General features: G+C 61.9%; 22 protein-coding genes, 1 tRNA gene and 1 riboswitch. Of the genes, 7 read left to right on the top strand and 16 right to left on the bottom strand.

Translation table 11 applies throughout. The features are described from left to right. Position 1 precedes the first annotated feature (1 nt). Positions 2-505: an ATP-binding protein gene (locus tag MRY75_RS10425; protein WP_292307570.1), complete on the top strand. Its 504-nt coding sequence runs from the start codon at positions 2-4 to the stop codon at positions 503-505. On the opposite strand, the gene MRY75_RS10420 is transcribed toward MRY75_RS10425, so the two are convergent. Then, positions 495-1,163, bottom strand: a complete 669-nt coding sequence (locus tag MRY75_RS10420; protein WP_292307569.1) for an outer membrane beta-barrel protein — start codon at positions 1,161-1,163, stop codon at positions 495-497. The genes MRY75_RS10425 and MRY75_RS10420 overlap by 11 nt on opposite strands. A gap of 219 nt (positions 1,164-1,382) precedes the next feature. Between MRY75_RS10420 and petA the strand changes: the two genes are divergently transcribed. The 3 genes from petA to MRY75_RS10405 are packed head-to-tail and all read left to right on the top strand — an operon-like array spanning position 1,383 to position 4,126. Further along, entirely contained in the window at positions 1,383-1,961 is a 579-nt protein-coding gene (gene petA / locus MRY75_RS10415) for a ubiquinol-cytochrome c reductase iron-sulfur subunit (RefSeq protein ID WP_292307567.1), read from the top strand. Positions 1,962-1,973: 12 nt separating this feature from the next. Next, complete coding sequence (petB, locus tag MRY75_RS10410) at positions 1,974-3,320, top strand: cytochrome b (RefSeq protein WP_292307566.1); 1,347 nt, start codon at positions 1,974-1,976, stop codon at positions 3,318-3,320. 17 nt (positions 3,321-3,337) lie between these two features. After that, positions 3,338-4,126 carry a cytochrome c1 gene (locus MRY75_RS10405; protein ID WP_292307564.1) on the top strand — a complete coding sequence of 263 codons (789 nt, stop codon included), beginning with the start codon at positions 3,338-3,340 and terminating at the stop codon, positions 4,124-4,126. A gap of 125 nt (positions 4,127-4,251) precedes the next feature. Here MRY75_RS10405 and MRY75_RS10400 read toward each other — a convergent pair whose 3' ends face one another. Genes MRY75_RS10400 through MRY75_RS10390 form a run of 3 tightly spaced genes read right to left on the bottom strand, consistent with a single transcriptional unit; the run spans position 4,252 to position 7,422 of the window. Next, a complete protein-coding gene (locus MRY75_RS10400) occupies positions 4,252-4,956 on the bottom strand; it encodes an ATP-binding cassette domain-containing protein (RefSeq protein WP_292307563.1) in 705 nt (234 codons plus the stop codon). Continuing rightward, positions 4,940-6,457 (bottom strand): thiamine/thiamine pyrophosphate ABC transporter permease ThiP, encoded by a 1,518-nt coding sequence (locus tag MRY75_RS10395; RefSeq protein WP_292307561.1) that lies wholly within the window; start codon positions 6,455-6,457, stop codon positions 4,940-4,942. The genes MRY75_RS10400 and MRY75_RS10395 overlap by 17 nt, the downstream gene beginning before the upstream one ends. Further along, on the bottom strand, positions 6,433-7,422 hold the full coding sequence (locus MRY75_RS10390) for a thiamine ABC transporter substrate binding subunit (RefSeq protein ID WP_292307559.1): 990 nt from the start codon (positions 7,420-7,422) through the stop codon (positions 6,433-6,435). Before MRY75_RS10390 ends, MRY75_RS10395 begins: the two co-directional genes overlap by 25 nt. A 35-nt stretch (positions 7,423-7,457) precedes the next feature. Further along, positions 7,458-7,559, bottom strand: a riboswitch (TPP riboswitch). A 221-nt stretch (positions 7,560-7,780) separates the two neighbouring features. On the opposite strand from MRY75_RS10390, the gene aroC reads away from it, so the two are divergent. Further along, positions 7,781-8,884 carry a chorismate synthase gene (aroC, locus tag MRY75_RS10385; RefSeq protein ID WP_292307558.1) on the top strand — a complete coding sequence of 368 codons (1,104 nt, stop codon included), beginning with the start codon at positions 7,781-7,783 and terminating at the stop codon, positions 8,882-8,884. A gap of 5 nt (positions 8,885-8,889) precedes the next feature. Here aroC and MRY75_RS10380 read toward each other — a convergent pair whose 3' ends face one another. Genes MRY75_RS10380 through MRY75_RS10370 form a run of 3 tightly spaced genes read right to left on the bottom strand, consistent with a single transcriptional unit; the run spans position 8,890 to position 10,986 of the window. Continuing rightward, positions 8,890-9,300 carry a thioredoxin family protein gene (locus MRY75_RS10380; RefSeq protein WP_292307556.1) on the bottom strand — a complete coding sequence of 137 codons (411 nt, stop codon included), beginning with the start codon at positions 9,298-9,300 and terminating at the stop codon, positions 8,890-8,892. A gap of 19 nt (positions 9,301-9,319) precedes the next feature. Further along, positions 9,320-10,033 (bottom strand): cytochrome c biogenesis CcdA family protein, encoded by a 714-nt coding sequence (locus MRY75_RS10375; protein WP_292307554.1) that lies wholly within the window; start codon positions 10,031-10,033, stop codon positions 9,320-9,322. A 59-nt stretch (positions 10,034-10,092) separates the two neighbouring features. Continuing rightward, on the bottom strand, positions 10,093-10,986 hold the full coding sequence (locus MRY75_RS10370; protein WP_292307553.1) for a DMT family transporter: 894 nt from the start codon (positions 10,984-10,986) through the stop codon (positions 10,093-10,095). A 250-nt stretch (positions 10,987-11,236) separates the two neighbouring features. Here MRY75_RS10370 and MRY75_RS10365 point away from each other — a divergent pair, with 250 nt between their 5' ends. Further along, positions 11,237-11,515, top strand: coding sequence for a hypothetical protein (locus tag MRY75_RS10365; RefSeq protein ID WP_292307551.1), 279 nt, complete (start codon positions 11,237-11,239; stop codon positions 11,513-11,515). Positions 11,516-11,528: 13 nt separating this feature from the next. On the opposite strand, the gene MRY75_RS10360 is transcribed toward MRY75_RS10365, so the two are convergent. The 4 genes from MRY75_RS10360 to MRY75_RS10345 all read right to left on the bottom strand — a co-directional run bounded on the left by MRY75_RS10360 (position 11,529) and on the right by MRY75_RS10345 (position 15,196). Beyond that, entirely contained in the window at positions 11,529-12,176 is a 648-nt protein-coding gene (locus tag MRY75_RS10360; protein ID WP_292307549.1) for a L,D-transpeptidase, read from the bottom strand. Positions 12,177-12,386: 210 nt separating this feature from the next. Then, positions 12,387-13,160, bottom strand: a complete 774-nt coding sequence (locus MRY75_RS10355; protein WP_292307547.1) for a fumarylacetoacetate hydrolase family protein — start codon at positions 13,158-13,160, stop codon at positions 12,387-12,389. Between the two features lie 211 nt (positions 13,161-13,371). Beyond that, on the bottom strand, positions 13,372-14,475 hold the full coding sequence (locus MRY75_RS10350; RefSeq protein ID WP_292307545.1) for a site-specific DNA-methyltransferase: 1,104 nt from the start codon (positions 14,473-14,475) through the stop codon (positions 13,372-13,374). Positions 14,476-14,590: 115 nt separating this feature from the next. Beyond that, positions 14,591-15,196 (bottom strand): ribonuclease HII, encoded by a 606-nt coding sequence (locus MRY75_RS10345; protein WP_292307542.1) that lies wholly within the window; start codon positions 15,194-15,196, stop codon positions 14,591-14,593. A gap of 175 nt (positions 15,197-15,371) precedes the next feature. On the opposite strand from MRY75_RS10345, the gene MRY75_RS10340 reads away from it, so the two are divergent. Next, positions 15,372-15,446: transfer RNA gene (locus MRY75_RS10340), tRNA-Phe, on the top strand. Positions 15,447-15,843: 397 nt separating this feature from the next. Here the strand turns inward: MRY75_RS10340 and MRY75_RS10335 are convergent. The 5 genes from MRY75_RS10335 to MRY75_RS10315 all read right to left on the bottom strand — a co-directional run. Further along, complete coding sequence (locus MRY75_RS10335) at positions 15,844-16,794, bottom strand: SMP-30/gluconolactonase/LRE family protein (RefSeq protein WP_292307540.1); 951 nt, start codon at positions 16,792-16,794, stop codon at positions 15,844-15,846. Beyond that, positions 16,791-18,083 (bottom strand): TRAP transporter large permease, encoded by a 1,293-nt coding sequence (locus tag MRY75_RS10330; RefSeq protein ID WP_292307538.1) that lies wholly within the window; start codon positions 18,081-18,083, stop codon positions 16,791-16,793. Before MRY75_RS10330 ends, MRY75_RS10335 begins: the two co-directional genes overlap by 4 nt. Next, the gene (locus tag MRY75_RS10325) at positions 18,084-18,599 is read right to left on the bottom strand and encodes a TRAP transporter small permease (protein WP_292307536.1); all 516 of its coding nucleotides are present in this window, start codon (positions 18,597-18,599) and stop codon (positions 18,084-18,086) included. A gap of 1 nt (position 18,600) precedes the next feature. After that, positions 18,601-19,575 carry a TRAP transporter substrate-binding protein DctP gene (gene dctP / locus MRY75_RS10320; RefSeq protein WP_292307534.1) on the bottom strand — a complete coding sequence of 325 codons (975 nt, stop codon included), beginning with the start codon at positions 19,573-19,575 and terminating at the stop codon, positions 18,601-18,603. A 54-nt stretch (positions 19,576-19,629) separates the two neighbouring features. Beyond that, a partial coding sequence (locus MRY75_RS10315) for a tripartite tricarboxylate transporter substrate binding protein (RefSeq protein WP_292307532.1) occupies positions 19,630-20,333 on the bottom strand: 704 nt, incomplete at its 5' end.

The following is a 20,333-nucleotide window of genomic DNA, read 5'->3' as shown; positions in this document are numbered from 1 at the left end:
CATGTCGGACCGACGGCCCTGTCTGCACGTGATCTGCGGCAAGATCGCCGCCGGGAAATCGACCCTCGCGGCACATTTGGGGACGGCGGCCAATACGCTGGTCATCGCGGAGGATGACTGGCTGGCAGCGTTGTTCAAGGACGAGATCACCACCGGACAGGACTATCTTCGGCTCTCTGCCAAGCTGAAGACTGCGATGGGACCGCATGTGGCGGCTCTGCTGCGCGAGGGTTTGTCCGTGGTGCTCGACTTCCCGGCAAATACCGTTGCGTTCAGGGACTGGATGCGCGAAGTTGCATCAGAGGGTGAGGCCCGGTGCGTCGTTCATGTGCTCGACGTGCCAGACGAGGTGTGTCTTGCGCGGCTCAGAGCCAGGAACGCTTCGGGCACGCACGCCTTCGCCGCAAGCGAGTCGCTGTTCCGGCGCTTTTCAGAGCATTACGTCCCGCCATCCTCAGAGGAAGGCTTTGACGACATCCGGGTTGTGGATCAGATCAGAACTTGAGCGTCAGACCGACATTGAGCGCATTGGTCTTGATGTCGGTTTCGAGCGATCCCCCCTCGGGCAGATCGACGTTGTTGCTCGAATAGGTGAACTGGTACTCGCCAAAGACCGCGAAGCGATCATTGATGTCATAGCTCATCCCCGCAGTCAGACGCGCCGCCGGTCCGGTGATCTGAAGCTCGTAGGTGTCGATCCCGGTGGTCGTGTCCACATCGACATGCGGCACCGCGATACCGACACCCCCGCCAACATAGGGTGTGATGGCGCCCTGCGCCCACAGTCCCGGCCAGCGGTGATAGGCATTCACGGTCACGATGTTGAGGCCGTCGGTGAACTCGAGATCGGAAAACCCGATGGCGGCTTTTTCGTCATCCGGCGCGTAGACCTTGGCATGTGTGAACTCGAGCCCGAAGCCCAGCTTTTCATTCTTCCACCATGTGCCGCGCACGCCGTAATAGGGTGGCATCTCGAATGATCGGCCTTCCCAGCCGATCAACGCATCGATATCAGCGCCCGTGCCGGGGTAGTCGCCGTAGAGACGGCTGTGCGGCGCGGTCTGCCAACCGGTGTAGACGGACAGCTCCATCTCGGCCATCGCCGGCGCGGCAAAGCCAGCCGTGGCGATCGCAAGTATACCTGACAGAATCGTTTTCCGCATGGTGGGCCGTCCGTTTCGTGTTTGTCGCGTCACTACCACGCCAATCCTGCAAGGTCAGTGCCATTTACCGCGACACTTCGGCGCTTATCCCTAACCTAGGTCTTCTGGAGGTGGACGGCTAGGGGGTAGCCCGCTAAATAGCGCCTCGGAGCGCCGCCCCCAGGGTCGGCCCAACCCGTATTGTGGCCAGATGATCGGCCGTTAAATGGAGATAACCTCGTGTCCAACGCAGAACACCACGAAGGCACCCGGAGGGACTTCCTGTACTACGCCACAGCCGGCGCAGGCGCGGTTGCCACCGGTGCCGCGGTTTGGCCTCTGGTCAACCAGATGAACCCGTCGGCTGACGTTTTGGCCCTGTCCTCGATTCGAGTGGACGTGTCGGGCGTAGCAGAAGGCTCTCAGATCACTGTAAAATGGCTCGGCAAGCCGGTCTTCATCCGCCGCCGCACCGCCGAAGAGATCGAGGCAGCACGCAGCGTCGATCTGGGTGATCTGGTCGATCCGGTCGCACGCAACGCAAACCTTGATGGTTCGGCCGAAGCAACCGACGAAAACCGCGCCATGGATGAAGCCGGCGAATGGCTGGTTCAGATGGGTGTGTGTACACACCTTGGCTGCGTTCCGCTGGGCAATGCCGGCGATTATGCACTGGACGGTGGCGTCGGTGGCTGGTTCTGCCCGTGCCACGGCTCGCACTACGACACATCCGGTCGCATCCGCAAAGGGCCGGCACCGCAGAACCTGCCAGTGCCACCGGCGGAATTCGTCGACGAAACAACAATCCTGCTGGGATAAGGAGACGCGCGAATGTCTGGAATTCCACACGACCATTACGAGCCGTCGACCGGCGGAGAAAAGTGGCTGCACTCGCGGCTGCCGATCGTTGGCTTGCTCTATGACACCCTGATGATCCCCACACCCAAGAACCTGAACTGGATGTGGATCTGGGGCATCGTTCTTGCGTTCTGTCTGGCGCTGCAGATCATCACCGGCATCGTTCTGGTGATGCACTACACGCCGCATGTCGATCTCGCTTTCGGCTCGATCGAACACATCATGCGCAACGTGAATGGCGGCGCGATGCTGCGCTACCTGCACATGAACGGCGCATCGCTGTTCTTTGTCGCCGTATATGCGCATATCTTCCGCGGTCTCTACTACGGCTCCTACAAGGCGCCGCGCGAGATCACGTGGATCATCGGCATGCTGATCTACCTCTTGATGATGGGCACCGCGTTCATGGGTTACGTGCTTCCGTGGGGACAGATGTCCTTCTGGGGTGCGACCGTGATCACCGGCCTCTTTGGTGCGATCCCGTTCATCGGTGAATCGATCCAGACCTGGCTGCTGGGCGGACCGGCCGTGGACAACGCCACGCTGAACCGCTTCTTCTCGCTGCACTATCTGCTGCCCTTCGTGATTGCCGGTCTCGTGATCGTGCACATCTGGGCCTTCCACACCACGGGCAACAACAACCCGACCGGTGTAGAAGTGCGTCGCACCTCGAAGGCGGATGCCGAGAAAGACACCCTGCCCTTCTGGCCCTATTTCGTGATCAAGGACCTGTTCGCGCTGGCGATTGTTCTGGTCGTGTTCTTCGCGGTTGTCGGCTTCATGCCGAATTACCTGGGCCACCCGGACAACTACATCGAAGCGAACCCGCTGGCGACACCGGCGCATATCGTTCCGGAATGGTACTTCTTGCCCTTCTACGCCATCCTTCGCGCCTTTGACGGCGACGTCTGGGTCGTGATCGCGGCAAACTTCCTGACCGGTGGTATCGTCGACGCCAAGTTCTTCGGTGTTCTGGCGATGTTCGGCGCGATTGTCGTGATGGCGCTGGTGCCGTGGCTTGACACATCGTCGGTGCGCTCCGGCCGCTACCGCCCGATGTTCAAGTGGTGGTTCTGGCTCTTCGTCGTGAACTTCTTCGTTCTGATGTGGGTTGGCGCCATGCCGGCAGAAGGCATCTACCCCTATATCGCCCTGATCGGCTCCACCTACTGGTTCGCCTATTTCCTCGTGATCCTGCCGCTGCTGGGCGTGCTTGAAAAGCCGCTGCCGCAGCCGGACACCATCGAGGATGACTTCAAGGCGCATTACGGCAAGTCCTCGACCAACGACGGCGCTGCTGCAGCGACCCCGGCCGAGTAAGAAAGGACACGCGAACAATGCTCAAGAAACTTGCCCTCGCGGCCACTCTGGCCCTGGCACCCGTCTCCGGCGCATATGCCGCCGGAGCATCGGGCCATGTCGAAAACTTCGACTTCTCGTTCGAAGGCCCGTTCGGGACCTTCGATCAGGCCCAACTGCAGCGCGGTCTTCAGGTCTACACCCAGGTCTGTTCGGCCTGTCACGGCATGAAGTACGTGCCGCTGCGCACGCTGTCCGCTGAAGATGGCCCCGGCATGCCGGAAGATCAGGTCCGCGCCTATGCGGCCCAGTTCTTTGAAGTCTATGACGACGAAATCGAAGACTTCCGTCCGGCACGTCCGACGGATCACTTCCCCGAGAACAACGCGGCTGGCGCACCCGACCTGAGCCTGATGGCCAAGGCCCGCGCAGGCTTCCATGGCCCCTACGGACTGGGCATCAACCAGTTCTTCAAGGGCATGGGCGGACCCGAGTACATTGCGTCGCTGCTGCACGGCTACACCGGCGAAGAAAAAGAAGAAGCGGGTGCGATTCTCTATGAAAACACCGCCTTCCCCGGTGGCTGGATTTCGATGGCCCCGCCGCTTTACGGTGACGATGTCGAATACTCCGACGGCACTGAAGCGACCATCGAGCAGCAGGCGCAGGACGTTGCAGCCTTCCTGATGTGGGCCGCGGAACCCAAGCTGATGGCCCGCAAGCAGGCCGGTTTTGTCGGCGTGCTGTTCCTGACGGTTCTGTCGGTTCTTCTGTACCTCACCAACAAGCGTCTCTGGGCGCCGGTGAAAGCTCGCGCGAAGGACTGATCCTTCGGGTTCGAAACAGGAAAAGCCCCGCCGATCCGGCGGGGCTTTTTCGTTGAGACATGACGTTTGTCACTGATCGGGCGATGCGCTGTGAAACCTGCGGTTCGCGCATCATCTAAGACGCGTCACTCTCCTCCAAGATAGGCCCGCAACCCCGGCGGCGGATTGTCGAGCAAGGGGCCGGTTTCCTGTGGCGGTGCAACCTCGCCGTTCTCGACCACGATGGTCTTTGACGCAAACCGACGCGCATCCTGGGGATCGTGCGAGACAAGAAGCACGGTCAGCCCTTCGGCCGCTGCAACCTCGGCGACAAGATCCAGCATCTCGATCTTGAGCGCCGGCCCAAGCGCGGCAAAGGGCTCGTCCAACAGCAACACGGGCCGTCCCTGCAACAGCACGCGCGCAAGCGCGGCGCGGCTCTGCTGTCCACCTGACATTTCCGACAGGCGGCGGCTCGCAAAGCCGGCAAGGCCCACGCGGTCAAGGCTGGCGTCGATCCGCCCAGCATCCTCTGCCCGCATCCGCCCGGTAGCCGGGTTCAACGCCAGCGCCAGGTTCTGTCCCACGGTCAGGTGCGGAAAAAGGTTTGTGTCCTGGAAGAGGATGCTGACCGGGCGCTGCCCCGGCGGTACGGTGCTGATGTCCCGACCCGCCCAGCGCAACGCGCCCGATGTTATCGACAGGAAGCCTGCAATCACATCGAGCAGGGTCGATTTGCCCGATCCTGACGCGCCGACAATGGCGACCCGCTCCCCTTCGGTGACAGTCAGGTTGGCCCGGAGACGGAAGCTGCCGGACCGCGCCTCGATCTGGTCAAGTTCTAGAGCCAACGCGCCCTCCTCTGTCGAAAGCCCAGAAGAGACCAAGGCTGAGCATGAGCAGCAACAACGCGCCGCCTGCCGCCTGATCCATCCGATATGCCCCCATCAGTTGGTACACTTTCAACGGCAGGGTCGCATTGTCTGGATCGGCAAACAGCGCGATCACACCGAGATCCCCCATCGAGAGCGCCGCTGTCAGCCCTGCCGCAAAACCCAAGGGCCGTTTCAGGCGGGGCAGAAAGACCCATCGCAGCCATGCCCAACCAGACAGGCCCAGCGCGGCGCGCAAGCGTGTGTAGTCGGCGCGGATGGCCTCGGCTTCGGGGCGCAGGATGCGCAGAACGAAGGGCAGGCTGACAAAGGCGTTCACGGTCGCTGTGACATAGAGCGCGAGGTCGAACGGGTTGGCGAAGGGGCGCACGATCAGGAAGAGCCCGATGCCCAGCACCAATGGCGACAGCGCGATCCCGGCAAGGCCAAGCCATTCGCCCCAGCGGGTGGCCAGTGGCAGCGCCCAGAGCAGGCAGAGCGCGGTCGAACCGAGCGCCACGAGGATCGAATGCCCCGCCGCCTGCCAGACCGATGCGCCCAGCGTCGTGATCCCGGCCAGACCGTTCAGAGTGACCATGGCGAGCGGTGTCAGCAGGAAGAGCGCCGCGAGGCCGATCCAGAGCACATCCGTACAGACGGCGCCCGGGTTCGTACGGTCCCAACGCGGAACGCGACGGTCCAGCCCTCTGGACGCCACGGGCACCTGCGTCATCCGCAGAGCAATCAACCCGGCCGTCAATGCCAGACCAAGTTGGAGGAGGCCCAGAGCGGCGGCGCGGGCGAGGTCGAAATCGAACCGCATGGATTGGTAGATCGCCAGTTCCAGCGTCGTCGCCCGAGGCCCGCCCCCCAGCGTGAGTGCAACGGCAAAGGACGAGAGGCAGATCACGAAGATCACGGCAAACGCCCCCGGCACGATCCGGCGCAGCATCGGGTATTCGATGGATCGCCACATGGCGCGGCGTCCCATGCCCAGCGTGGCCGCCAGACGGAAATGTTCGGCCGGGATGGCCAGCCAGCCTTGCAGGATCAGCCGTGTCGCGAGAGGCAGGTTGAAGAACACATGCGCCAAGAGAACGCCCTGCAGCCCGTAGATCTGCAGGTCCGGCAGACCCAACGGGGCCAACAGGCGATTGAGAAGCCCCGATTGGCCGAACACGGCCAGAAGGCCGAGCACAGCCACGATCACCGGCAGGATGAAGGGCGCCCCCAGGAGCGCCGCGAGGAGCCCGCGTCCCGGGAAACTCCTCCGTGCCAGCGCGCGGGCCACCGGGATGGCGAAAAGCACGCTAAGCCCCGCCGACAGCGTGGCCTGCACCAACGTGAACCGCAGCGCCTGCCAGTCTGCCGGGCGGAACCCGCTGAACGCCTCGGCCCGCAGGATCACCGCCGTGACCGGGCCGGTCACCAGACCGGCCACGGTCAAGGCGGCGATTATTGAGACAGGGCGCGACGCCATTCCTCGACCGTTTCATCGCGCAGGGCGGCGGCTTCGTCTTCGGAGTAGAAGAGCACCTTTTCCGGCAGGTTCAGCTCCTTGAACCCCTCGGGCCATTTCGAGGCATCGAGCTTGGCCGGGAAAGACCAGTTGCCGGTGGCGATCATGGTCTGGAACTCTTCGGAAAGCTGGAATTCCAGAAACTGATCCGCCAGTTCCGGCACGTCCGTGCCCGCCACCTTGGCCGACAGTTCTACCATGAAGTAATGTCCTTCCGGGAAGATCGCCGCCTTCTTGGTGCGGTCCTCTTCGGCGATGATGTGATAGGCGGGCGAGGTGGTGTAGCTCAGCACCATGTCCGCCTCACCATCGGTGAAGAGACCATAGCTTTCCGACCAGCCTTTGGTGACGGTGAGGATTTTCGGCGCGAGCTTTTCCCAGACCTGTTCGGCGTCATCGCCGTAGATGGCCTTGACCCAGAGCACCAGCGCCAGTCCCGAGATCGACGAGCGCGGGTCCTGGATCACGATCTTCAGGTCATCGGGCGCATTCAGCAGCGCGTCAAAGCTTTCTGGAACATCCGAAATCCGCTCTTCATTGTAAATAAAGGCGGTGTGGCCGTAATTGTAGGGCAGGAACACGTCATCGGTCCAATCCACCGGCAGTGTCAGGCTCGAGGTGTCCTGCCCATGCGGCGCAAAGAGATCGCTTTCGCGGGCGCGCTTGGTGACATCAGTGTTCAGGCCAAAGACGATGTCCGCATCGGTCTGCGCACCTTCGAGCAGGATCCGCGGCAAGAGATCGCCGGGCTTGAACTGCAGGTCGCAGGCGCATTGCGCCTCGAACATCTCTTCGATCTTCGGGCCGGGTCCCCATTCCGATACGATGTAATCGCCCGCATAAACGGTCAGAACGGGTGTGTCCTGTGCAGCCACCAAGGTGGTCGACGCAAGAAGTCCCGCTGCAAATGAAAGGGCCTGTTTCATGGCATCCTCCTGTTTTGCGGCGAGAGGGCAAAGCAGGAGCGTATCCAGACCTTCCCTCCGCCAGTGTTAACTGGTTCAGGTTCAACGGGTTCGCATCACGCATCTCAGCCAAATTCCTGGCACCCCGAGGTAGGGCAAGACGTAGACCTGCGCGCCCACGTCTTCAAGCCGAAAACTGCGCTCCTTCATCTTGCCGGATAAACTCCGGGGAGCGCGAGGGATCGGGAATTGTTCGCCATTGGTTCAAGAACAATGGACGATGCCCCTCGCATCCCTCGGATGGGCGCAGCCCATTCGAAACACCTTGAGACCAACCCCGCCCTGCCCTAGGAACGTCAGAGCCAAGGAGACCCGCGCAATGAGCCTGAACACATTCGGACATCTCTTCCGTGTCACCACATGGGGCGAAAGCCACGGGCCTGCGCTTGGGGCGACGGTGGATGGGTGCCCTCCGGGTGTGCCGATCGATGCGGGCATGATCCAGCACTGGCTTGACCGGCGCAAACCGGGTCAGAACAAGTTCACCACGCAGCGGCGCGAACCCGACGAGGTGAAAATCCTGTCGGGTGTGTTCGAAGGCCAGACCACCGGGACGCCGGTGCAGTTGATGATCGAGAACACCGACCAGCGGTCGAAGGATTATTCCGACATCATGGAAAAATTCCGCCCCGGTCATGCGGACATCACCTATTGGCAGAAATACGGTATCCGCGATTATCGCGGCGGCGGGCGGTCCTCGGCGCGGGAAACGGCGGCGCGGGTGGCGGCGGGTGGACTGGCGCGCGAGGCGATCAAGGCGCTGCTGCCGGACGTGCAGATCACCGGATACATGACCCAGATGGGTCCGAACCGGATCGACCGGGACCGGTTCGACTGGGACGAGATCGAGAACAATCCGTTCTGGGTGCCCGATGGCAAGGCGGCGGCAGATTGGGCCGACTACCTCGACGGGTTGCGCAAGTCGGGCGAAAGCGTCGGCGCGATCATCGAAGTGGTGGCGCGGGGTGTGCCTGCGGGGCTGGGCGCGCCCATCTATGGCAAGCTGGATACCGATCTGGCGGCCGCGATGATGAGCATCAACGCGGTCAAGGGCGTGGAGATCGGTGAGGGCATGGCGTCGGCGATGCTGACCGGGACCCAGAATGCGGACGAGATCTACATGGGCAATGACGGGATGCCGAAGTTTTCGTCCAACCACGCGGGCGGCATTCTGGGCGGAATTTCCACCGGTCAGGACATCGTTGTGCGCTTTGCGGTCAAGCCGACCTCGTCGATCCTGTCGACGCGCAAGACGATCACCAAGTCGGGTGAAGAGACCGAAATCATCACCAAGGGCCGTCACGACCCCTGCGTCGGCATTCGTGCAGTGCCCGTGGGCGAGGCGATGATGGCCTGCGTGATCCTCGACCACCTGCTTCTGCATCGTGGGCAGGTGGGCGAGAACCGGGGCAAGATCGGTTGATCAGGTCAGGACGTGGATGCGGCCAGCGCCGTGTCCATCAGCGCCTTGATCTGCGCCGTTCCGGTCTGGGCGACGATCCGACCCAGTTCCTGATCGCCTTTCAGGACCACAAGCGTCGACCGGCGCGGGATCTTGAGCGACTGCGCCAGTTCGGATGTGCCGTAGGTGTCCCAGTCGATGTCGATGAAGGTCACGGCCTGCGCATAGGCGGGGTTTTCCGCTTTCAGAGCGTTGATAGTGCGCCCCTGCGACCGGCATGTGGAGCACCAGCTTGCGGTGAAATCCAGAAACAGGGTTTCGCCTTTGGCCAGCCTTTCCTGCACCAATCCGGGTGTGTAGGACAGGGCTTCGGCCTGAGCGGCGAAGGGCACAACCAGCGATGCGGCGCTGAGGGTTAGAAACGTACGGCGGTCCATTGAGCAGTCTCCTTTTGGGTCAAAAACGAACGGACAGATCGACGAGCCACGCGGGCATGCTGTCGAGCAGCCAGATTTCAATCGCATGGTGCCATTGCAGAAGCAGGCCGGTGCCGACCAGCAGGAAGGCCAGACCCAGCACCGGGCGGCTGGCCATCGCGATTTGACGGAGGCGCGCAGTGTGCCGGCCGATTGAGCCGCGTGCGCCATAGGCCAGCGCGAGCATGAAGCTCGACACTCCCAGCGCGAAAGCGGTCATGATGAGGGTGACATGACCAAGGCTCTGTCCCTGGCTGGCCAGCGCGATGGCGCCGCCGAGGGTCGGGCCGATGCAGGGGCTCCAGACTGCGCCGAGCAAAGCGCCACCAGCGAATTGGCCCCGCAGGGAGTGCCCGTCGAGGTCGTTCATCCCGGCATCGGCCCGCGCCGAAAGACTGGATGTGGCAGCAACCATGACGGCTGAGCCTTTGGGCACCAGCAGCAGCAGACCGAAGGCCACCATCAGCCACGCACCGATCTGCGCCAAGGTGTCGACGGTCAGGCCGATCAGGTGGCCAAAGGCCGTGACGCTGACACCCAGGACCACAAAGGACAGGCTCATGCCTGCCGCCAGGGCCAGAGGGCCGCGCCGATCTGCCTGTACCGCCGTCGCAAGGACAATGGGCAGCACGGGGATCACGCAAGGGTTGATCAGGGTCAGCAGACCCGCGAGATACGCAAACACGATTTCCATGACATGATGCGTAGTCCGCAATCTGTCGATGTGTCACTCAAACAAGTGCTGACGCGTTTTCACTTCGCTGTGGCGTTTGTTTCAGTCCCACCCGTCTGGCGCGCAATCTGAACCGCCAGAATGCCGAAGGTGATGATCACCACGCCAAGGATGTCCATCGCGCCCAGTTGCTCGGACAGGATCACGGCGGCAATCGCCACGCCAAGGAACGGGTTGAGGAAGTGAAATGTCGCCGCCTTGACCGCACCGATGCGGTTGACCAGCCAGAACCAGACCAGCGTCGCGGCAAGGCCGGGCACCAGCGTCGTGTAAGCGAAGGCCAGCACGAGCTTGAGCGACATGTTGACCGTCGCGGTTTCGAGCGCCAGACCGACGGGCCAGAGCACCGCGCTGCCGATCAGCATTTGCAGGCCGACGATCATCATGAAATTGCCGCCCGAACTGGCGTTCCTGAGCGAAAGGGTCGCCACGGTCAGAGAGATCACCCCGAGGATACACAGGCCGACGCCCAGCAGATCCGCCCCGGCGCCCAGCCGCGCGCTCATGATGATGACGACGCCACAGAATCCGGCGATGAGACCGATGATCCCAAGCGGAGAAATGCGCTGACCTGCGAAGACCCATCCGGCGACGCCTACGAGCAAGGGCATGGATGAGGCGATGATGGCGGCGAGGGACGCTTCGATGCGCTGCATCGCCACGAAGTTGAGGCCCAGATACAGCGCGTTCTGGCAGATGCCGAAGATGATCGTCGCTTTCCACTGGTTCCGTGTCAGCTGCCAGCTTTGGCCCATCAGTCGGGCGAGCAGAACCGCGAGTGCCCCGGAAATGGCAAAGCGCAGGGCAAGCGCCATCAAAGGCGGCGCATCCGCCACGATGATCCGCGCCGAGGTAAAGGCCGAGGACCACATCGCCGCGAAAGCCAGTCCCATCAGGATTGCGCGTATGTCCAAGCTGGCCTCCGAACCGGGATATCACGCAACGGCTGGATGCCTTAGTCACGCCTGCGGCTATCTACACATCGGGCGACGGAAACTTCAATGTCTCGTCGGCCCATCACCTGCTCGGGTAGCGGGCGAGGCCGGATCGAAAACATGCGGCATCCTTGCCATGCCTCAGGCACCATGCTTCTGGATGGTCTTGCGGCGTCAGGGGACTAGTGCAAGTTTCGCAGGCGCAAGACCACAGCGGAATGAGTACGATATGACCAGAGCCAAGGCTTTCCTCGTGGCCCCCCTGACCCTGCTGGGTCTGGCGGCCTGTGAACCTGTACCGTCGTCGGGGGGAACGTCAGGCTCTGCCCGCATCACCGTGCCCGAATCCGTGGCAACGATTGCCGCGCCCTATCAGGACCTGACGACAGCGCGTGTCCGGGCCGAGGACGGCTGTTACTGGTACACGCATCGCGGGCCCGTCGAGACAACGGAACTGCCGTTGCGGACATCCAACGGCAGCCCGATCTGCGTTCGCCCGCAAAGCTGAGCGACGGGGCGGCCTAGAGCCGCCCGCCGTCCGTCGGATAGAGATACGCCGTCACGCCGGTATCGACCTGATCGTAGAGCGTGTTGATATGCGCCATAACCATGCGCACGCAACCGGAGCTGGCGCGGGTGCCGATGGAGCGTGGCGCGGGCGTTCCGTGAATGCGCAGATAGGTGTCGCGATTGCCGACATAGAGGTAGAGCGCGCGCGACCCCAACGCGTTTTCAGGCCCCGGAGGCATGCCGTCTTCCCAACGGGCGTACTTGTCGGGCTCGCGTTTGATCATGGCGGGCGTCGGGGTCCAGCCCGGCCATTTAGCCTTGCGGCGGATCGTGTAGACGCCCGGCTCATAAAGCCCATCCCGACCGATCGCCACACCGTAGCGCATCGCCGTACCATCCTCTTGAATGTGGTAGAGATAGCGGGCCACGGCGTCGACATGAATGTCGCCCGGGCGCAGACCTGCATTCGCCTGCACACGCTGCGGAAGATACCGGGGATGAAGTCCCCAGGGGTTGGTCGAACCGAGATCGAAATTCGCAGGTGTGACCTGCGCATCCCATTTGTCCCATTCGCTGGGCGCGGCCATGGCAGGGCCAACAAGCGCCGGCACGGCAAGCGTGGACAGGGTGGTTGCAATCATTTGACGACGGTTCAACATGGGCAGCCTTTCAGTCGAATTGGCCCCATCACTCAACGGAACCAGAAAACAGCATTATCGAGTCTATTCAAACTGCCAAAAGCCCATTTGGTTCAATGCCGTAATGCCGGTTTCACGCAGTTTTGTGGTGAACTGCGTGATCCAAGCAAGCTTTTCCCGCGCCATCCGCCACCAGATCGTGACATCTGCGGCCGGTGCACGGGGTCGCAATCAGGCAGCGCCCGGCTCCACCAGGGTGACGCCCAGCGAGCCGATCCCTTCGATGACGACATCCACCTCCATCCCGGCCTTGACCGGTCGCGCCCCAAGCGAGGTTCCGCAGGCGATCAGATCACCGGGATTCAGGGTCATATCCTGCGACAGCAGGCTCACGATTTGCACCGGTGTGAGGATCATGTCTGACGCCGGGTAGGATTGCCGCTCGCGACCATTGACCAGCACAGTCACGGTCAGGTCGCGCCAGTCCAGGTCCGTTTCGATCACCGGGCCCACAACGCCGAACCCGTCAAAGCTCTTGGAGCGGGTCCATTGCGGAAAGGACGGGTCGGCATTGAGAACATCGAGCGATGTGAAATCGTTGATGCAGGTATAGCCGAAAATCGCCTCTGCCGCGTCCTCGAGCGAGGCATTGCGGCAGGCCTTGCCGATGACGATCCCAAGTTCGCCTTCGAAGATCACGCGGCCGGCAGACTGGGGCAGCGCGACACGGGCACCGGGACCAGAGAGCGAGGTATCCGCCTTGAAGAAATAGAGCGGATGCGACGGGTGTTCGTTGCCGTTCTTTTCGGCAGCCGCCTTGAAGTTGTTCCAGAGGCCGATGAACTTGCCCGGCACGACGGGCGGCAGCAGCGTGACATCCGCAACCGACATCGGATCTCCGGCTGCGTCGTCCGCACCAAGAGCACTGCGTGGCTCGAACATGTCCCCCGTGATCACTCCGAACTGTGTCTCGCCTGTCGCGAGACGTGCTCTGGCCCATTTCATTCTGTGTCCCTCCGTCGTCTTGTTCTGTGCCTGATCGGCAGTTTTTGGCAGTGCAGGATGTTATAGACCGAGCGCGCCACACCGCCACGGAAATCGGTGGCACCTGAACGTCTGCAGCATCGCAGACCAAAAAACCCCGCCGAAAACCGGCGGGGCAAGGTGTAGTGCCGCGGGGATCATGGCCGCAGGCACCGGCGGTGTTCGTATGGCCTCAGCTGAGCTCGGCGCGGATCTGCTGGCGAAGCACGTCGATGGGCACGGTCTTGCCATCGCGTTTGAAGCACCAATAGGTCCAGCCATTGCAACTTGGCGCGCCTTCGAGATGCGCGCCGACCTGGTGGATCGAGCCTTTGATGTCATTGCCGATCAGCGTGCCGTCGGCCCGGACCTTGGCCTTGTGGCGCCCGTTCATGCTCAGCAGTTCTTCACCCGGACGCAGCATGCCGCGTTCGACAAGCTGGCCAAAAGGCACGCGCGGTTCGGCGCGTTTGCTTGTGGCGGTTTCGAGGGACGCCTTGTCGAGACGACGCACCTGGGAAATCCGCTCTTCCGCGACTTCGCGGTACTTTGCCTCGCGCTCGATGCCGATCCAGTCGCGACCCAGCATCTTGGCAACGGCGCCGGTCGTACCCGTGCCGAAGAACGGATCGAGCACGATGTCGCCCGGCTTGGTCGATCCGACCAGAACGCGGTGCAGGAGCGCCTGAGGCTTCTGCGTCGGGTGGGCCTTGTCGCCGGCCGCATCCTTCAGCCGCTCGCCCCCGTTGCAGATCGGAAGAACCCAGTCCGACCGCATCTGGATGCCTTCGTTCAAGGCTTTGAGCGCTTCGTAGTTGAACGTGTATTTCGCGCCTTCCGATTTGGACGCCCAGATCATGGTCTCATGCGCGTTGGTGAACCGCTTGCCGCGGAAATTCGGCATCGGGTTCGACTTGCGCCAGACCACGTCGTTCAGGATCCAGTATCCTTCGTCCTGCAGGGCGGCGCCGACGCGGAAAATGTTGTGATAGGATCCGATGACCCAGATCGCCCCATCGGGCTTGAGCAACCGACGCGCGGCCTTCAGCCACGCACGGGTGAAGTCGTCATAAGCCTTGAAGCTTGAGAACTGGTCCCATTCGTCATCCACCGCGTCGACCAGCGAATTGTCCGGACGGTGAAGATCGCCCTTGAGCTGCAGGTTATAGGGTGGATCCGCGAAGATCAGATCGACCGACGCGGCGGGCAATCCGTTCATGATATCAATGCAGTCCCCTGCAAGAATCGTGTTGATCGGCAGCGCATCCGCGCTGTTCGGCTTGGTCATCTTTGTCATTCTCTGCCTATCGTCCCGGCGCGGTTGCTGCGCTCTGTGATTGGCTCAAAAGATGAGTCAAAGCCGATTCGCGGTCAATTTCTTTTTTGAATCAAGCGGTTATGTTTTCAGCTTGTCACAAGATATTGTGCACCGGCTTGAAGGAACGTCTATGGTGTGGGGTGACACCAAGATTTCGAAGGGCTTCTTTGTGACACTTCGTGGGGTATCCCTGATTTCGCTCCCAACCGTAGCCGGGATACTGTTGCGCCAAATCCCACATGATCGCATCACGCCTTGTTTTGGCCACAATTGAGGCCGCTGCGATGCTCAAGGAGAGGCTGTCTCCCTTGACTACGGCCGTTGCCGGGAGGGTCAGATCACGCGGGATCAGGTTGCCATCGATCAGGACATGATCCGCCGCCGAAGGCAGCGCCTCGATGGCGCGGCACATCGCGAGATGGCTGGCACGCAGGATGTTCATTTCGTCGATTTCCGCAACGCTCGCCTCACCAATCCCGACCTCGGCCTGCGCAAGGATCAGAGGCAACAGCGCCGTGCGTTTCGACACGGTCAACGCCTTGGAATCATTCAGCCCATCTGGCAGTCGCGCGGGATCGAGAACAACCGCCGCCGCAACAACGGGCCCCGCCAGTGGCCCTCGTCCAGCCTCGTCCACACCGGCAACGCGCAGTTGCCCTGCCCCGTGCAAACACTCTTCATATGCAAAGTTCGGCTCCATGCGCGCAGCTTGGACATCCCCCTGCCGAACACAAGCCCCCGGCACGCGATTTCCGTCCACCACCGCCCCTTCAGCCGCACCCTGACGCTTTTTGCGAATTCCGACGAAAACCCACTGGACACGCCCCGAACCCTCACATAGAACGCCGCCACCCGAACGTTGATCGTTCTCCCGTGCCCGGGTAGCTCAGGGGTAGAGCAGTGGATTGAAAATCCTCGTGTCGGTGGTTCGATTCCGCCCCCGGGCACCATTTTTCAGAGTTCAATACGCAGACGGTGTCGGCTCATACCTGCCAACTGATGATGTCCCTGCAGACGACAGCTTCGCCTACATTGGCGCTGTTCGCTGCGAGAGCGTTTGAGATGAAAAGGTGTTTGGTGGCGGATGGAACGGTTCTGCTGTGTTGGCGTGCCGCCGAACAGCGTGGCCTCCAAATCAGAACGGCTTACGGATGAATTTTTCCCAACCAGCTTCTGGTGCGGTTTCTACGGGGAATTCACGAGCACGCGAAGCTGGGGGCGTTCCTGTCAACACCACGACAAGGCATGCCGCAATTCGCGAGCGCTTTTTGCATGCCCGGCGCGGATCATTTCGGTGCAGGTCGCGCGGGAGCTGTCAGAGCTCGGCCCCACGGGTCGGCATCGCGTCTAGAACGCGCCCGAGAACATCGGCGCTCCGGCGATGCTCAAATCTTCCGGGAACTCGGCTTTCAGAATACTGCCGCTGTCCGACTCGGTGATGAACAGCGTCCGCCCGTCCGGTCCGCCAAAGGCACAGTTGGTGGTGCCCAGTCCGCGAGGGCTCCGCACAACGGCAATGGGCCGCCCCAGGACGTCATGGACCCAGACCAGGCCCATGCCGGTCTGGCACACGACGACGCCGCCCTGAGACGTCAGCGCAAGGCCATCGGGGCCCGCGCGCCCGCCGGAGAACTGGATGAACAGCCCCGCCTTGTTGACCCGACCGCTGGGCGACATGGGCAGGCGCCAGACCGCGTTGGCCCGCGTCACCGCGAGGAGGAGCACGTGCTCTGCCAGATCCAGCACAAGGCCATTGGGGCTGGGCACCTTGTCGATCAGGCAAGTCAGCGCGTCCGTCTCCGGGACCCATTTCCATACGCGGCCCGTCGGGTCTTGCAGCCCCGTCTGGCCCTGATCCGTGAAGTAGAGCGCGCCATGTCGGTCGAAATGCAGATCATTGCAGCCCTTGAAGCTCTCGGTGTCGGCATCGCCAAGGGCCTTGCTTACGGTGCCCGTGTCAGGATCCAGCACCATGATGCCGTTCTGGTAATCCGCAAGAAATACCCGCCCGTCGCGATGGATTTTCAACCCATTTGGTTGGCCGTCATATTCGGCGATCTGGGTGATCTGACCGGCCGGATCAGCCCTGAACACGCGCCCAAAGGGGATGTCGACGAAGTAAAGGTTGCCATCGCGGTCGAAGGACGGCCCCTCAAGGAAGCTGTCGGCAGGCGCACCGCGTCGGTTCTTTTCCGCCCAGTAGGACGACTGACCGGTGCGACGCAAACTGTCGGGCAACTCAGTGAACACCTCTGCGTCGATGATCACCGGTTCGGGGAAGGGATAGGTATGGGTCATCCGAACGTGAACTCCGGCAGGAAAAGCGCGATTTGCGGCGCGGCGATGAGCAGCAGCATGAAGGACACGATGATGATGAAAAAGGGCAAGGTACCCATGATCACATCCTCGACCTTTACCTCGTCAGATGAGGATGCCACCACGAACAGGATCACTCCCAGTGGCGGTGTCAACTGACCGAGTTCCACCAAGATCACGACAAAGACACCGAACCAGATCGGATCGACGTCCAGCGCCAGCAGCGCCGGAAAGATCACCGGCACGATGATGGCGATCATTCCGAGACCTTCCATGAAGCAGCCAAGGATCGCAAAGACCACCATGATGATCAGCAGGAAGGTGAGGCGCGAGACATTGGCGCTTTCCAGCATACCGACCAAATCCTCGCCAATGCCGGACAGCGCGGTTGCATAGGCAAAGATCATCGAGGTGAAGACGATAAAGAGGATGTTCCCGCTCATGGAGGCCGTGCGCGCAAGCGCATCTTTCAGAAGGGTCCAGGACACCTTGCGATACAGCCCCGCGATCAGGATCGCACCAACGGTGCCCACGGCTCCGGCCTCGGTCGGGGTCGCAAACCCGCCATAGATGCTGCCCAGCACGATGACGATCAGCATGAGGAAGGGCACGATATCGAGAAGAGCGCGCCCAAGGTCACCGGCATTGGCCTTGGTTTCGACCTTGGGGGCGAGAGCCGGGTTGAGCTTTACCCGCAAGATGATGAAGCCCATGTAACACAATGCGAGGGCAATCCCCGGGATAAGACCGGCCGCGAACAATCGCGCGATCGAGGTCTCGGTGAAGGTGGCGTATATGATCATGGTGATCGACGGCGGAATCAGAATGCCGAGCGTGCCACCGGCGGCCAACGATCCGGCGACCAGCCGCTTGTTGTAGCCACGCGCAGAGAGTTCGGGCAGAGCGACGGTCGACATCGCCGCCGCGGTCGGCGCAGAGCCGCCCGAGATCGCCGCGAAGATGCCGCTGCCTGCGATATTCGTGTGCAGGAGACCCCCCGGCAAGCGGCGCATGAAGGGTGCCACGCCGTTGTAGAGGCGTGTGGAAAGGCCCGAGCCCAGCAGGATCTCGGCCATTAATACGAAGAGTGGAATGGCGGCCAGAGTAAAGCTGTTCGCAGCGCCCCAACTGACAAGGCCGAGCGCCTTCCAGCCAGCAAAGCCCTTGAGCAGCCAGATATAGGTCAGGCCAGCGCCTGCTACGGCGAATTGAACCCACATTCCGCCAAGGATGAGCCCGATCAGCAGACCGAAGGCGAGGATCGCTTCCATTCAGGTGTCCTCGGATTTGCGAAAGGTCAGAAGCAACTTCTCGACCAGGAAGAAGGCCAGCACAGAGAACCCGAGCGGCAGCATGATTTGCGGAATCCAGAGCGGCGTGCGCAGCACGGTCGGCGCGAACTTACCGCGAGACAAGGAGGACAACATCAAGTCCTTGGTCTTCCACGCGAGGATGACGCAGATGATCAGCGCGATCAGCACGAAGGCGCGGATCAGCCAGCGACGGGTGCCCTCGGGCCATTGATCCAGCAGGAAATGAACCTGGAACATGCTTGAGCCACGCAGCGACAGGGCGGCGCCGAAGAAGGTCACGAAGACCACGCCATAGCCGGTCAGTTCCTCCGCGAAGCCGAGCGAATGGTTGAAGGCCCCGCGCAGGAAGGCTTCGAGGCAGACAAGCGAGACAAGAGCGACCAGCACCGTCCCGGTCATCAGGCCTGTGACCTTGGCCACCGCATCAAAGAGGGGGCCGGCGGACACCGGCCCCTTGTTGCTTTCGAGGTGCATCTTACTTGCCGATGGCTTCGCGCACGGTGGCAAGTGCCGCTTCATATTCGGGGCCGTTTTCCTTGGCCCAGGCTTCCCAGAAGGGTGCGAGCTTCGCATTGGCCGCGGCCGCGTCGCCATCGGCCATTGAGACCAGGGTCATGCCGGCTTCGGACTGGGCCTTCTTCTGCACGTCTTCATCTTCGAGGAAAGCTTCGGTCGTCTTGGGGCCCTCTTCGGCGACGATGGCACGCAATGCTGCCTGCGTGTCCTCGGACAACGCGTCGAAACTGTCAGCATTTGCGATGATCATCGAGTTGCCGTAGTTGACGGCGAAGCGGTAGTTGAAAGGCAGGAATTCGTGCCAGTTCTTCGCACCGCCGGCAGACGCTGTCAGAACGCCCTCAATGACGCCGCGTTCCAGCGAGGTGGGGACTTCGGAGCCTGAGAGCGTGATCGGTGCACCGCCGAATTCCTCGATGAATTTGCCTTGCTCAGGCGAGGTCACACGGATCTTGTGGCCTTCAAGGTCGGCGAGAGAATTGATCTCGAACGTGGTGAAGATGGTCTGTTCCGGATAGCGGTAGCTCCCCAGCAGCACCACGCCCTGATCTGCAAAAGCCTCGACCAGCGTCGGCTCCATCGCAGCGTATGCGGCCGCCCATTCCTCGTCGTTCTCGATCAGCATGGGCAGGTTCAGGACACGCGCGAGCGGCACCGAACCCGAGAAGAAGAAGTCAGCCGCCATGTCGATGATCCCGTCACCCACGGCCTGCGTGATGTCGGCGGATGCGATCTGCAGAGTCTTGCCCAAATGCAGGTCGATGGTCAGGTCGCCTTCGGTTTCAGCCGCAACGCGCTCGGCGATGCGATTCATGCCTTTGACCGCGGATGTCGTGGAGACGGATGAATAGGTGTAGGCAGTCCAGTCGTCGGCGCAGGCGACGGTACCGGATGCAGCGATCAGCGCGACAGCGCCAAGAGTTTTGAACGTCATTGTTTCCTCCAGTGTTCAAAAAGCTGTGCCGAGCGGTGCAGCCCGGCGCATGGGTTATTTCCAGGGGGTTTCTTCCCAGATTGTCCGGGCCACGCCGTCTTGTTTTGCTGCCGTGGCAGCGAAATCCTCACCAACCATGAAGGCGATCGGGTTGCCCTGTTCGGCCATCATCGCCTGGAACTCGGGGTTGTCGTTCACGGCTGTCAGTGCTGCACGCAACTGCTCGGTGGTTGCTTCGTCGAGACCGGCTGGCGCCACGATGCCACGCAGCGACGACATCTGCACGTCGAAGCCCAGTTCTTTCGCCGTCGGCACATCAGGTCGGAAGGGCGAACGCTGGTCACTCAACACAGCTAGCACACGCAGCTCGTCGGGGAAATTCGTGGTCTGGCCAAGGGTCATCGTCCCTGCAGCCACGTGCCCGCCCATGATCGCCGTGCGCGCCATCGACGCCCCCTTGAACGGCACCAGCGTGAACTCGGCGCCAGAGGCCGCCGCCATCATGTTGGCCGAGAAGTGATCGTTCCCACCCAGTGACGACAGGCCTACGGTGATCGCCCCGGGATCAGCCTTGGCAGCATCGAGCAGGTCGCCCAAGGAGTCGAATGGCGACGTGGCCGCGACGGTAATTGTGTTCGGGTCCTCTACAAAATTTGCAAGGTAAGTGAAGCTGGTCACGTCATAGTCCGCCTCGCGGTCATGCGTCAGGGCCAATGCCGCAGGCAGGTTGAACGTGCCTAGCGTATAGCCATCGGGAT

The organism is Marivita sp., assembly GCF_022763305.1.
Classification (GTDB): domain Bacteria; phylum Pseudomonadota; class Alphaproteobacteria; order Rhodobacterales; family Rhodobacteraceae; genus Marivita.
The sequence above is the reverse complement of the archived record's forward strand: the minus strand, read 5'-3'. Positions and strand labels throughout refer to the sequence as shown.